Raw genomic sequence first — 12,402 nt, 5'->3', positions numbered from 1 at the left:
CATGGAACCTGTCTGCCAGCCCAGTATGCGGTCATGGCAAGGAGCGGCGCGAATAGATGAACAACAAGCTGCGTGGCTATGTACGGCCTGAAGGGGAAGAGACCCGGGTAGAGACCTGGGGCTGGCCCGAAATGGATGTGGCGGTCGAGACCGAGACCAATGCTCTCGGTCTTGCCCCTGACTGGTATCAACAGGAAGAGGAGGTGGTGGAACCGGAGCCTGAACAGGAGCCGACTCCCAGCATCACCGCCGAAGAGCTCGAAGCGATCCGTCAGGCGGCTTGGGAAGAAGGGATGGCTGAGGGGCGCGAGGCTGGCTATGCCAAAGGGCTCGAAGAGGGCAAGCTGGAAGGACTGCAACAGGGGCACTCGGCCGGTCTCGAGCAGGGGCGGGAAGAGGGACTGGCCATGGGGCGCGATCTGGTTGAGCAGGAGATCGCTCACTGGCAGGGGCTCGCCGCCCGCCTCGCCAATCCCCTGATTGAGCTGGATCAGGCGGTAGAGCAGCAACTGGTCGCGCTGGTGATGCAACTTTCCCGCGCGCTCATTCGCCATGAAGCCGAGACCTCTCCCCGCATCCTGCTGGAGGCACTCAAGGAGGGGCTGGCATTGCTGCCCGCCGCCGAGCAGGGGGTGACTCTGATGCTGCATCCCGATGACATCACGCGAGTCGAGCAGGCATTTGGCGCCGACGAGTGCGCCAGACGCCACTGGCGATTGCAGAGTGATCCCACCCTCTCCCCTGGCGATCTGCAACTGGCTACTGAACTCTCCAGCATCGATTTGACCCTCTCCGGGCGCATCGATCAGTTGCTGCGCAACTTCTTGCGGGACAACGCGTCGCAGAACCCGGCTTCGCAGGATCCACGCCCATAACCGATGCCTGACGATGTCGTCCGGTTGCACTTTTTAGTTCCCAGGAGGCCAGATGAGCGGCTCGCTACTGAACCGGTTGCAAGGGTACAAGGTACGCGACAGCGCCCCCAAACCGCCGGTTGCCGGCAAATTGACCAGGGTGGTGGGGCTCACCCTCGAAGCCATCGGTTGCCGTGCCGCCATCGGAGCCTTGTGTCGCATCGACACTCTCGAGGGAACTCTGGAGGCTGAAGTAGTGGGGTTCTCGGGCGATCGCCTCTATCTGATGCCGAGCGAACAGCTCAAGGGGGTGATCCCCGGTGCCCGGGTGGTGCCCGTCACCGAAGAGCATGGCATACCGGTTGGCATGAACCTGCTTGGCCGGGTCATCGACGGTATCGGCCAGCCGCTCGATGGCCTCGGCCCCATTCTCTCCTCCCGGACTGTGCAGTTTGCTCAGCATCGCATCAACCCGCTCTCTCGCCGCCCGATCCATCAGCCGATGGATGTAGGGGTGCGTGCCATCAATGCCGTGCTGACGGTGGGTCAGGGCCAGCGAATGGGGCTGTTTGCCGGTTCTGGTGTCGGTAAATCGGTGCTGCTTGGCATGATGACCCGCGGCTCGGTGGCGGATGTGGTAGTGGTCGGCCTCATCGGTGAACGGGGCCGGGAGGTGAAAGAGTTTATCGAAGATATTCTGGGGGAGGAGGGGCGTGCCCGCTCCGTGGTGGTGGCGGCCCCTGCCGATGCCTCGCCGCTGATGCGGCTAAAGGGATGTGAAACGGCGCTGGCCATCGCTGAATATTTTCGCGATCAGGGGCTCAATGTGTTGCTGCTGATGGACTCACTGACCCGTTATGCCCAAGCCCAGCGTGAAATCGCCCTGGCGGTGGGGGAGCCGCCGGCCACCAAGGGATATCCACCCTCGGTCTTTGCCAAATTACCTGCGCTGGTGGAGCGAGCGGGAAACGGCAGTGACGGCCAGGGCTCCATCACCGCCTTCTTCACCGTACTGACCGAGGGGGATGATCTGCAGGACCCCATTGCTGATGCGGCGCGGGCGATTCTCGATGGCCACATTGTGTTGTCGCGCGAACTGGCCGACGCAGGCCACTATCCGGCTATTGATATCGAAAAGTCCATCAGCAGGGTCATGCCCATGGTCACTTCGCCGGAACATATGGAGTTGGCGCGGACCCTCAAGCAGTTTTACTCCCTCTATCAGCAGAACCGGGATCTCATCACTATCGGTGCCTACAGCCAGGGTTCTGATCCGCGTATCGACCGAGCCATCATTCAAAAACCCTATCTGGATCAGTTCTTGCAACAGGGGATGCGTGAGGTCATTCATTACGATGATGGCCTGCAAGCCTTGCAGATGGTGGCGATGCCCTTGATGCGTTGATGACGGTTGGGAAGAGAGGGTGAGGCTATGAGTAAAGGGTTGCTATTGTTGGCTGAGCGGCTGGCTGAGGCCGAGCAGCAGTGTGCTCTGGCTCTGGTAAAAGCGCAGCAGGACCTCAAGCTGTTTATGGATCAGCAAAATGCTCTCAACCAGTACCGCCAAATCTATCACCAGCAGTGGACCGATCGAGGATTGCAGGGGATCTCGCCCCAGCAAAACAGCCAGTATCACGCCTTTATCAACAAGCTCGAGCAGGCTGCTACCCAGCAATACGAAGGGGTGCAGCAGGTACGTCAGGCTCTGGAGCAACGTCGTGAAGAGTGGCTGGCTGCTCAGCAGCGGCGCAAGGCGGTAGAGCTGTTGCTGGAGAAGCAGGCAAGCCGCGAGCAGCAGAAAGCCCAGCGTCAGGAGCAGAAAATGCTGGATGAGTACGCCATGTTGCGGCGTTTTCATCAAGCTGGCCTGTAACTTGCTTTGATCTGGACATTGTCGGCGGCTATCTCGTTGGGGCCGCCAGAATTCAGGGATGCCATCATGATGCAGACAGTGCTGACACAAACGCCTTCGGTTCCGACTAACGGATTGGATAAAGCGCCTCTGAACGGCGCTTCCGAGAGCAATGGCATTGATATGGTGGGGAGCGAGAGCAAGGGGGATTTCGCCTCGCTGATTGCAAAGGTCCAGGGCAGTGAACAGGGTGTGGCTGATAGCAATCAGAGCGTTAAGACTCTTCAGTCTGCCAAATCTTTGGCGACCGAGAGTGCCTCTCCCCACGAGGAGCCCAGCAAGGAGCAGGATCCTGACGCCGACAACAAGGTGGAGGAGGTTCCCGCTACCGACTTTCTGCTGCGTCTGCAAGACTCCCTCAAGCTTGATACCTCGCTAGTGACACCCCAGCTGGTGGTGGCAGCCCAACAGAGCGCCACTGCGCTAGACGGCAATCCGTTGCCGCAAGAGGGTGAGCAGGAGAGCATTGGGCTTGATGAAAGCGCGCTGGCCCCTGCCGCTTCCAGGATTGTCCGCCAGCTTGCTGGTCAGACCGGGGCGCAATCGCCGTTGGCCACGACCGCCACATTGACCCCGGACACCACAGTATCGCCCTCTGCGGCGCGAGTGGTGGCGCAGGGCGACGCATCATCCTCCGTCGTTCTCTCCCATGCGGCCTTCTCCTCTGAGGAGGAAGCTGTTGCCCCCCCATCGGATCAGCAGTCTGGGGAGAAAGTCTCTGCCAAGGGAGAACCGCTCGGGGCGGATGGCAAGCCAACCAAGCCCCTTACGGGGGCAGAGCGAATGACTCAGCTGGCCAAGGTGCTGCCGGTCGATGAGTCGGCCAGTACTACCAAGTCTGTTGAGTCACTCGTAGCGAAAGAGGGGGACGACAGCAAATCCGGCTCCTCAGCCAATGGTGTGGTGACCGGCAAGGGACCAACGGCGCAAGTCGTGACACAGGGGACTGTACTCAAGACATTCAGCGAGGGGCTCAAGCAACCTGATGCGGGCACCGTAACCACAATCGCTGAGAGCCTTGGCATGGCTGGCAAGGGGGCTGAGAAGCGTGCCGCCGAGGTGAGTCAGCAGACAGCCACTACCACAGTAGCCAATCAAGGTTCGGCACCGGTGATGATGACGCAAAGTGCCGCGGCTCAGGGGAGTGTGACGGTAAATGCGACGACTCAGACCGATAGCACTGCCGCTCCCGTGATGGTGGCGCCGCAGCAGGTGTTGGCCCAGGCCGAATCTCAGGGGCCACAAGCACCGCTGTCGAGCATTTCAGCCGGCATCAAGCAGATGGAAGTGACCGGCACCGACGAGGTGCGCAAAGCGATTCAGCAGGAGCTGAAACCGAAGGTCGGTGAGGCGGAGAAGAGTCTTGTTGCTACAACATCGAACAGTGAGAGCAGCCAGAGCCAGACTGTGCAGCATGGCCAGAACAGTCAGCCCCAGCCACAGGTGGCCGAAAGCCGGGCGCCCGCCACTGAGGCTACGTTGCGCCGTGAACCGCAGAATTTACCCCATCTGAAACTGGCCAGTCAGGAAGCGCCTGCCGAATTGCACCAGAAGGTCAACGTGATGCTGGCCGAAAAACTGCAACAGGCGGAAATTCAGCTTGACCCCCTCGGTCTTGGCAAGATGAAGATCCAAATCCAGATTGGAGCGGACAGTCAGGCTAACGTCCATTTCGTTGTTCAGCATGGACAGACTCGCGAGATGCTGGAGCAGGCGATGCCTCGTCTGCGTGAAATGCTGGCAGGGCAGGGGATCCAGCTTGGCCAGACGCAGGTTCAACAGCAGTCGCAGCAACAGCAACAGCAACAGCAGGGTCAGCCCACTTTTGGCGGGCAGGGGCAGCAGGGCCAGGGTGGCGGTCAGTCACATGCCGGTAACAGGCTGGTTGAGGGAGAACTCACCACAGCCAACCTCAGTTTGCTGGTGGAATCGACAAGCGGCTCTGGAATAGATTTCTATGCTTGATGCAATCCCGAGTAAGTTTATGATATCGAACAAGTTTGAGACTAGGGTGGACAAGGGATGGCTGACGATAACGAATTGACGCTAAAAGACCCGGCTGCGGGCAAGAAAAAGAAGCTGATCATTATCATTGCCCTGGCGGTTATTTTGCTGGGCGGTGGTGGAGCTGGTGCCTGGTTTATGCTCTCCGGCTCGGATGCGCCCCCTGCAGAAGCGGCGGAGGGAGCCGATGCCCAACCCAAGGTGGAAGCACCCCAGCCATCCCTTTATGTCGGGATGCCACGCCCCTTTGTCTTCAACGTCGCGGGTGCCCAGCGGGATCGGTTGGTGCAGATCAAGATCCAGTTGATGGTGCGCGGCACCGCCGACGAGACGTTGGCCAAACAGAATATTCCCCTGATTGAAGGTACCTTGCTGCGGGTGTTCAGTGCGGCCAGTGCCGAACAGCTGATGACCTTTGAAGGCAAGGAGAAGCTGCGCAAAGATTCACTGGAAGAGTGCCGTCGGGTGCTCAAGGACCTGGTCTCTTCCCCCGTTATCGAACAAGTGCTGTTTACCGGCTTTGTAATGCAGTAGGTGAAGCGTGAGCGATCTGTTAAGTCAGGACGAAATTGATGCCCTCTTGCACGGTGTCGATGATGTCGAAGAGGAAGAGATAGGCGGCGCCGGAGATCCCGGTGTTGCCCAGTTTGACTTCTCCTCCCAGGACCGCATCGTCCGTGGCCGGATGCCAACCCTGGAGCTGGTGAACGAACGTTTTGCCCGCCACATGCGGATCAGCCTGTTCAACATGATGCGCCGTACCGCCGAGGTCTCCATCAACGGCGTACAGATGCTGAAGTTTGGCGAGTATGTTCACACTCTGTTCGTGCCGACCAGCCTCAACATGGTGCGTTTCCGACCATTGAAAGGAACCGCACTCATCACCATGGAGGCGCGGCTGGTTTTCATCCTGGTGGAGAACTTCTTTGGTGGTGACGGTCGCTACCACGCCAAGATTGAGGGACGTGAATTCACGCCGACCGAGCGCCGGATCATCCAGATGTTGCTCAAACTGGTGTTTGAGGATTACAAGGATGCCTGGGCGCCGGTGATGGACGTAGGGTTTGAGTATCTCGACTCTGAAGTGAACCCGGCGATGGCCAACATCGTCAGCCCGACTGAAGTGATCGTGGTGAGCTCCTTTCACATCGAACTTGATGGTGGTGGCGGTGATTTCCACGTGGCTATGCCTTACTCCATGCTGGAGCCGATCCGTGAACTGCTTGATGCCGGTGTGCAGAGTGACAAGGGTGATACAGACGTGCGCTGGAGCAAGGCGCTGCGCGACGAGATCATGGATGTAAAAGTCGAGTTGAGGGCCAAACTGCTGGAGACCGAGCTTACACTGCGTGAGCTGATGGAGCTGCAGCCGGGAGATATTATTCCGGTCGACATGCCTGAACATCTGCTGGTTTATGTGGAAGATTTGCCCACCTTCCACGCCAAGATGGGGCGGACGAAGGAGAATGTGGCACTCAAGATCACCGACAAGCTCAAGCGCCCGGAAGGGGTCAAGACCGAGATGCATCTGGTGACCCGGGGCGGTGTACGTATCGATGGTGAGGCCGAGCTGGAAGAGCTTGAGCGCAGTATCGAAGAACAACAGCGTTAATCGACGGTTTGCGGTTATGGACTGTCACGAAGCGGTATAAGGAAACAAGATGAGCGGAACAGAGGAAGAGGATCTGATGGCTGATGCCTGGGCGGCAGCACTGGAGGAGCAGGTGACGGCGGAAGCCAAACCGGCTCCGCTGGAAGAGCTCAAGGACGATGCCCCTATCAGTGCCGAGGAGCGGCGCAAGCTTGACACCATTCTGGATATTCCGGTCACCATCTCGATGGAGGTCGGTCGCAGTCAGATCAGCATTCGTAATCTGCTGCAGCTCAACCAGGGCTCGGTGGTGGAGCTGGATCGGGTGGCAGGCGAGCCGCTGGACGTGCTGGTCAACGGTACCCTGATCGCCCACGGCGAGGTGGTGGTGGTAAACGACAAGTTCGGTATTCGCCTGACTGATGTCATCAGCCAGATTGAACGGATTAAGAAACTCAAATGATGCGTCTGCTGCTGTTGTTGCTGCCACTGCCGGTATTTGCCGAGGTGGGGGGGGCAGCAAATGCTCCCAGCCTGAGCTCTTGGCTGATCTCCAGCCTGATGGTGATCGGGCTTATTTTGGTGCTGGGTTTTTTGCTCAAGAAGAGCAAGATTGCCAACGCCATGGGGGGCGGACAGATGAGAGTGATCGCCACGCTGCCAGTGGGATACAAGGAGAAGTTGCTGGTGGTCAAGGTGGGTGAGCAGCAGTTGCTGCTAGGGGTGACGCCACAGCAGGTCAACTTTCTCTATCGGCTGGAGGAGCCGCTGGACGAGCAGCAGCCGCAGGCATTTTCCCAGCAGCTGGGTAAATTGATGGGCAAACATGAAAAAAACTAACGGCTTGTTGTGGCAAACCGGATGGCTGGCTTGCCTGTTGATCCCGCTGTTTTACGCCTGGCCTGCGTTGGCGCAGGATGGTATGTCGGCAGTGACAGTCAAGACCATGGGAGATGGCTCTCAGGAGTACAGCCTGACCCTGCAAGTGCTGGCGTTGATGACCGCGCTCTCCTTCTTGCCGGCCATGGTCATAATGATGACCTCGTTTACCCGCATCATCATAGTGTTGGGTATCTTGCGTCAGGCGATCGGTCTGCAACAGAGCCCCTCCAACCAGGTGTTGATCGGTATTGCCTTATTCATGTCGTTTTTCATCATGTCGCCGGTGCTGGATCGTATCAATGATGAGGCGCTGCAGCCCTATCTGTCCGAAACCATTCAGGCCAAGGAGGCGCTGGAACGGGCTGAATTGCCCATCCACCAGTTCATGCTGGCTCAGACCCGGATAAAGGATCTCAATACCTTCATGGAGATCGCCAACGTACAGGTAGAGAAGCCTGCCGATGTGCCGCTGCGTGTGCTGATCCCGGCCTTTGTTACCAGCGAACTGAAAACAGCCTTCCAGATTGGCTTTATGCTGTTCTTGCCGTTTCTGGTCATCGATCTGGTGGTCGCCAGCATCCTGATGGCGATGGGGATGATGATGCTCTCGCCGATGATCGTCTCGCTGCCTTTCAAGCTGATGCTATTTGTGATGGTGGATGGCTGGAACCTGATCCTGGGATCGTTGGCTAACAGTTTCGGACTGGGTGCCGGTTAACCGGTCGCGAGCAAGGAGCCAGAACATGAGTCCCGAAACCTTTGTCGACGTCTTTCGTGAGGCGCTCTGGCTGGTCAATATCATGGTAAGTGCCGTTATCTTGCCCAGTTTGGCTATAGGTCTGGTTGTCGCCATCTTTCAGGCCGCTACCTCAATCAACGAACAGACCCTGAGCTTTCTGCCACGTCTCATCGTGACACTGCTTGCGCTGGGTGCCGGTGCTCACTGGGGAATGCAGAGTCTGATGGACTTCTTCATCCTGATGGTTAATCAAATTCCCGAGGTGGTGGGGTGACCTATACCACCGCTCTGATCATGGAGTGGTTGTCTGCCATTCTCTGGCCACTGGCCAGAATAAGCAGCCTTTTCATGGTTATGGCGGTATTTGGCAGCCGGCTGGTCGCAGCACGGATCAGGTTGGGGCTGGCGGTAGCCGTGACGTTTCTGGTTGCTCCTCTGCTTCCTCCCATGCCTCCTGTGGAGCTCTTCTCTGCCGGCAGTTTTCTGGTCTTGGGCCAGCAACTGCTCATCGGTATTGCGCTGGGGTTGATGACCCAGTTTCTGATGGAGAGCTTCGTGATGGCGGGGCAGGTGATCGCCATGCAAACCAGCCTGGGTTTTGCCACCCTGGTGGATCCGATGAATGGCCAGTCGGCCCCCGTGGTGGGGCAGTTTTATCTGATGCTGGCGACCCTGGTATTTCTGGCGCTCGATGGTCATCTGGTGATGCTGCGCCTGGTGATCCTCAGTTTTGAGACGCTCCCCATCTCCGATAGCGGTTTGTCTGTCTCTTCGATGCAAACACTGAGCGCATTCCTGGGGGTCATGTATCAGGCCTCGCTGGTGATGGCTCTCTCTGCCATCGTGGCTTTGCTGCTTATCAACTTCGCTTTTGGCGTGATGACCCGGGCTGCCCCCCAGCTCAATATTTTCAGTATCGGTTTTGCCGTCAGCATGATGTCGGGTTTGCTTATCCTCTGGCTCACTATCGGCGGCTTCCTCGGCCATTTCGACACCTTGTGGGAGCGGGTGCAGGAGGTCAGTTGCGAGCTGATCGACACCCAATGTTTCGGAGGTGTCAATGGCTGATACCGACCAGGAACGTACCGAACAACCCACGGGCAAACGACTGCAACAAGCCCGTGAAAAAGGGCAGATTGCACGTTCAAAAGAGCTGGGAACTGCCAGCGTACTGTTGTCAGCCGTCTTTGGCCTGCTGTTGATCAAGGGTTACCTGGCGAGCGCCATGCTCAAGGTGGTGACTATGGGCTTCACGCTAAACAGAGAGCAGGCTTTCGATCCCAATGCCATGGTAGCCATGGTGCCGGCGCTGCTGGGGGAACTGGTGTTTCCGCTCGGACTGCTCTTCGCTCTGGTCGCCATCGCGGCTTTTATCGGCAATATCCTGATGGGGGGAATGAACTTCTCCACTGAGGCAATGATGCCGAAATTCAGCAAGATGAGCCCCATCAGCGGGTTCAAGCGAATGTTTGGAGTGCAGTCACTGATCGAGCTGGTCAAGTCCATCGCCAAGGTGGTGTTCATTACTCTGTTTGCCTGGTGGATGCTCTCAAGCCAGTTTAATCATCTGCTTAACCTCTCCATGGAGGGCTTTCCCGGCGGTATCATAGATGCCCTTGACCTTTTTTTGTGGATGCTGATCATCCTTTGCTGTGCCTTGTTGCCCATTGTGGCCATCGATGTACCGTTCCAGCAATGGAACCATATGCGTCAGCTCAAGATGACCAAGCAGGAGGTGAAGGACGAGTTCAAGGATAGCGAGGGTAAACCCGAGGTAAAGGGCAAGATCCGCCAGTTGCAGATGCAGATGGCGATGCGCCGGATGATGGGGGATGTACCCAAGGCCGATGTGGTGATCACCAACCCGACCCACTACTCGGTGGCGCTCAAGTATGATGCGGGCAAACCCGGTGCCGCACCCAAGGTCGTGGCCAAGGGCACTGATGAAATTGCAATGAAGATCAGGGAGATAGCCAGAGAATACGAGATACCCATCATGCCGTCACCGGCCTTGACCCGGGCTATCTACCACTCTACCGAGTTGGGCCGCGAGATTCCGGAAGGGCTGTTTGCGGCGGTTGCTCAGGTTCTGGCCTATGTCTTCCAGCTCAAGAAATTCCGCCGTGGCCAGGGGCGCCGTCCTCAGCCGCTGGCCAAGGATCTCCCCATTCCGACCGAATATCGCAAATGACAAAGTTCTGACGTTGTAAAAATAAATTCATTGTATTTCAATGTGTTGTATTGTTGGCTTAATGTTTGCTTTAATCTGGCACCAGCAGGTTGACATTGAGAAGAGCGATGGATTTCAAGGCAGTATTGGGCCAGTTAAAGCAGTCTCGGGGAGTGTTGAGCAAAGGCCTTGGTACCCCTCTGCTGGTATTGGCTGCGCTCGGCATGGTGGTGTTACCCATCCCCCCGCTGATGCTAGATGTGCTCTTCTCTTTCAACATTGCACTCTCTATCGTGGTGCTGCTGGTATCTGTTTATACTCGGCGCCCCCTCGAATTTGCTGCCTTCCCGACCGTATTGCTGCTCGCCACCTTGCTGCGGCTGGCGTTGAACGTGGCCTCGACCCGGGTGGTGCTGCTGGAAGGTCACAATGGCAGTGCAGCGGCAGGCCATGTGATCGAGGCATTCGGTAACGTGGTGATCGGCGGCAACTATGCGGTCGGTATCATCGTCTTTACCATCCTGATGATCATCAACTTTGTAGTTATCACCAAGGGTGCCGGGCGGATCGCGGAAGTGAGTGCCCGTTTTACCCTGGATGCGATGCCGGGTAAACAGATGGCTATCGATGCCGATTTGAATGCCGGTCTCATCAATCAGGAAGAGGCGAAGAAGCGTCGCCTTGATGTAACCCAGGAAGCCGATTTCTATGGCTCCATGGATGGTGCCTCCAAGTTCGTCAAAGGTGATGCGATAGCAGGCATCATGATCCTCTTCATCAACATCATCGGCGGTTTCATCATCGGGATGATGCAGCATCATCTTACCTTCAGCGAGTCTGCCGAGATCTATACCCTGCTGGCGATCGGTGACGGTCTGGTGGCGCAGATCCCCTCCCTGCTGCTCTCCATCGCCGCTGCCATCATAGTGACCCGTCAGAATACCGATCAGGATATGGGCACAGCGGTATTAGGCCAACTGTTCGATAACCCCAAGGCCTTGATCATCTCTGCCGGTATCCTGCTGATGATGGGGTTGGTGCCGGGGATGCCGCACTTCGCCTTCCTGAGTCTGGGGGCGCTCGCTGCCGCCGGAGCCTGGTGGCTGCTGCGCCGCGAGAAACTGGCGGTAGCCAAAGCAGCCAGTGGCGAGTTGATGCCGACCAGTGCAGATCAGCCATCGCATGAGCAGAAAGAGTTGAGCTGGGACGATGTGATGCCGGTAGACATCATCGGGTTGGAAGTGGGTTACCAGCTAATCCCGCTGGTGGATCGCAATCAGGGGGGCGAACTGCTCAACCGGATCAAAGGGGTGCGCAAGAAACTCTCGCAAGAGCTGGGCTTTCTGGTGCCTGCTGTCCACATTCGCGACAACCTGGATTTGGCACCCAACCAATATCGCATCACCTTGATGGGAGTCAGTACCGGCGAGGCCAACGTCTACCATGATAAAGAGATGGCCATCAACCCGGGGCAGGTATTCGGCCAGATCCAGGGGATTGCCACTCGGGATCCTGCGTTTGGACTTGAAGCAGTGTGGGTAGCCAAGGAGCAGGTGTCACAGGCGCAGACCCTGGGGTATACAGTGGTGGATACTGCGACCGTAGTTGCCACCCATTTGAGCCAGATCTTGACCAACCATGCGTCACTGTTGCTCGGCCATGACGAGGTACAGCAGTTGCTCGACATGATTGGCAAACATCAGAGCAAACTGGTCGAAGGGCTTGTGCCTGAAGTGATCAGCATGGGTAACCTTGTGAAGGTATTGCAGAATTTGCTCAATGAAGGGGTGCCAATTCGCGATATGCGCACTATCCTGCAGACCCTGGTGGAATACGCGCCGCGCAGCCCGGATCCGGAAGTGCTCACCGCGGCTTGCCGGATTGCCCTGCGTCGCCTGATTGTTCAGGAGATTGCCGGCCCTGATCCCGAGCTACCGGTGATTACATTGGCACCTGAATTGGAACGTATATTGCATCAGTCTTTGCAAGCGGGTGGTGGTGATGGCGCCGGTATTGAGCCGGGTCTGGCGGAGCGAATGCAGCGTTCACTGGTGGAAGCCACTCAACGACAAGAATTGGAAGGCCAACCGGCTGTGCTTCTGACATCGGGGATCCTGCGCAATACCCTGGCGAAATTTGTCAAGAATGCCATTCCTGGATTACGTGTGCTGTCCTATCAGGAAGTGCCGGACGACAAGCAGATTCGCATCGTCAGTGCGGTAGGGCAGAACTAGTTAGCGGAGACGACGG

At 57.5% G+C, this 12,402-nt stretch carries 13 protein-coding genes; all 13 read left to right on the top strand.

Annotation, left to right across the window (positions count from 1 at the left end):
• Positions 1-56: 56 nt before the first annotated feature.
• On the top strand, positions 57-875 hold the full coding sequence (gene fliH, locus I6L35_RS00520) for a flagellar assembly protein FliH (protein WP_005343954.1): 819 nt from the start codon (positions 57-59) through the stop codon (positions 873-875).
• Between the two features lie 52 nt (positions 876-927).
• A complete protein-coding gene (fliI, locus tag I6L35_RS00515) occupies positions 928-2,259 on the top strand; it encodes a flagellar protein export ATPase FliI (protein ID WP_005343955.1) in 1,332 nt (443 codons plus the stop codon).
• Positions 2,260-2,286: 27 nt separating this feature from the next.
• Positions 2,287-2,727, top strand: coding sequence for a flagellar export protein FliJ (gene fliJ / locus I6L35_RS00510; RefSeq protein WP_216979264.1), 441 nt, complete (start codon positions 2,287-2,289; stop codon positions 2,725-2,727).
• Positions 2,728-2,793: 66 nt separating this feature from the next.
• Complete coding sequence (locus tag I6L35_RS00505) at positions 2,794-4,731, top strand: flagellar hook-length control protein FliK (RefSeq protein WP_216979263.1); 1,938 nt, start codon at positions 2,794-2,796, stop codon at positions 4,729-4,731.
• 57 nt (positions 4,732-4,788) lie between these two features.
• Entirely contained in the window at positions 4,789-5,304 is a 516-nt protein-coding gene (gene fliL, locus I6L35_RS00500) for a flagellar basal body-associated protein FliL (RefSeq protein WP_216979262.1), read from the top strand.
• Between the two features lie 7 nt (positions 5,305-5,311).
• Complete coding sequence (gene fliM, locus I6L35_RS00495; RefSeq protein ID WP_005343961.1) at positions 5,312-6,382, top strand: flagellar motor switch protein FliM; 1,071 nt, start codon at positions 5,312-5,314, stop codon at positions 6,380-6,382.
• A 49-nt stretch (positions 6,383-6,431) separates the two neighbouring features.
• Positions 6,432-6,824, top strand: a complete 393-nt coding sequence (gene fliN, locus I6L35_RS00490) for a flagellar motor switch protein FliN (RefSeq protein ID WP_005343964.1) — start codon at positions 6,432-6,434, stop codon at positions 6,822-6,824.
• Complete coding sequence (fliO, locus tag I6L35_RS00485; protein WP_216979261.1) at positions 6,821-7,201, top strand: flagellar biosynthetic protein FliO; 381 nt, start codon at positions 6,821-6,823, stop codon at positions 7,199-7,201. Before fliN ends, fliO begins: the two co-directional genes overlap by 4 nt.
• Complete coding sequence (gene fliP, locus I6L35_RS00480; RefSeq protein ID WP_216979260.1) at positions 7,188-7,961, top strand: flagellar type III secretion system pore protein FliP; 774 nt, start codon at positions 7,188-7,190, stop codon at positions 7,959-7,961. The genes fliO and fliP overlap by 14 nt, the downstream gene beginning before the upstream one ends.
• 25 nt (positions 7,962-7,986) lie before the next feature.
• Complete coding sequence (fliQ, locus tag I6L35_RS00475) at positions 7,987-8,256, top strand: flagellar biosynthesis protein FliQ (protein WP_005343969.1); 270 nt, start codon at positions 7,987-7,989, stop codon at positions 8,254-8,256.
• A complete protein-coding gene (gene fliR, locus I6L35_RS00470) occupies positions 8,253-9,050 on the top strand; it encodes a flagellar biosynthetic protein FliR (RefSeq protein WP_005343970.1) in 798 nt (265 codons plus the stop codon). Before fliQ ends, fliR begins: the two co-directional genes overlap by 4 nt.
• The gene (gene flhB / locus I6L35_RS00465; RefSeq protein ID WP_005343971.1) at positions 9,043-10,173 is read left to right on the top strand and encodes a flagellar biosynthesis protein FlhB; all 1,131 of its coding nucleotides are present in this window, start codon (positions 9,043-9,045) and stop codon (positions 10,171-10,173) included. The genes fliR and flhB overlap by 8 nt, the downstream gene beginning before the upstream one ends.
• A gap of 107 nt (positions 10,174-10,280) precedes the next feature.
• Entirely contained in the window at positions 10,281-12,386 is a 2,106-nt protein-coding gene (gene flhA, locus I6L35_RS00460; protein ID WP_005343972.1) for a flagellar biosynthesis protein FlhA, read from the top strand.
• The last annotated feature ends 16 nt before the right edge of the window (positions 12,387-12,402 follow it).

This window comes from Aeromonas sp. FDAARGOS 1405, assembly GCF_019048265.1.
Classification (GTDB): Bacteria; Pseudomonadota; Gammaproteobacteria; order Enterobacterales; family Aeromonadaceae; genus Aeromonas; species Aeromonas veronii_A.
The sequence above is the reverse complement of the archived record's forward strand: the minus strand, read 5'-3'. Positions and strand labels throughout refer to the sequence as shown.